Annotated in this window: 1 pseudogene; it reads right to left on the bottom strand. The window is 62.2% G+C overall.

The annotated features are described in order from the left end of the window. Window positions 1-123 precede the first annotated feature (123 nt). Window positions 124-903, bottom strand: a pseudogene (locus AVHM3334_RS23675) (IS481 family transposase); the annotation flags it as partial. Window positions 904-1,031: the final 128 nt, after the last annotated feature.

Raw genomic sequence — 1,031 nt, 5'->3', positions numbered from 1 at the left:
ATCGCTCCTCGTCAGAGAGCGCCAACTCGACCTTCGGTCTGCCCATTCTCATCGCGGTATCTCCGGTTCCAAGATACCTCAATGGCATGCACGATTAATGCCAGAAAATAACGGGACGGGACACTAGCTGTAGTTTCTCAACACGTTATTCCCCTCGAAGCCAAGGCAAGTGATGGGAGGGCGATGTGAAGTGGCCGAGTGTGGCCGATGGAAGTTGTAGTGGTACATCCAGGGCTGCAACTGGCGTACGCGATGGTCTGAGCTGGGGTAAGTGAAGGCATAGGCCCACTCGCGCAGCAACGTCTGGATGAACCGCTCGGCCTTGCCGTTGGTCCTGGGTGTGTAGGGCCGGGTTCGTATGTGCTTGATACCCAGGCGGCGCAGCAACTTGGCGAAGCAGCGCGACTTGTAAGGCGAGCCGTTGTCCGTCATCACCTGCTCGATCTTCACACCCAATGTCTTGTAGTAGCGCAGCGCTGCCAACAGGAAGGCGCAGGCGATTGTGGCCGTCTCGTCGGTCAGCATCAGGCTGAACCCCACCCGCGAGTGATCGTCGGCGGCCACGTGTAGCGCCTGCCAGCCTGCGCGTGGTGTGTTCTGGGTGCGATCGCCCGTGACCCGATGGCCGGGCTTGTCGAATCGTCCGAGCTTCCTGGTGTCCAGGTGCAGCAGCTCTCCAGGCGATTGGCGTTCGTAGCGCCGCACGGGCACCGCGTCCTGCCAGGCAGGCAGACGCGCCACGCCAGCCGCCTTGCAGGCACGCGCTACGGCGCTGCTGGACACACCCACCCGCTCTGCAATGCGTTCGTAGGTCAGGCGTTGGTTGCGCCGCAGCGCTATCGCACGCTCGATCTTGAGGGCATTACTGCGCCTTGGGCACAGGTGGGGCCGTGAGCTGCGATCGTGAACCGCCCCGGGAATCCCGGAGACCCCTTGGTTTGAGTCACGCCGACATGGCGGACTCATGGGAGTGGGAATAGTAGTTGGCCTCAGCCTCGGCCGGTGGGATATTCCCGGTCGGCTCCAGCAAT

This window comes from Acidovorax sp. SUPP3334 (assembly GCF_030159055.1).
In the GTDB taxonomy this organism is placed as follows: domain Bacteria; phylum Pseudomonadota; class Gammaproteobacteria; order Burkholderiales; family Burkholderiaceae_C; genus Paracidovorax.
This window is presented reverse-complemented; position numbering and strand designations above follow the sequence as displayed.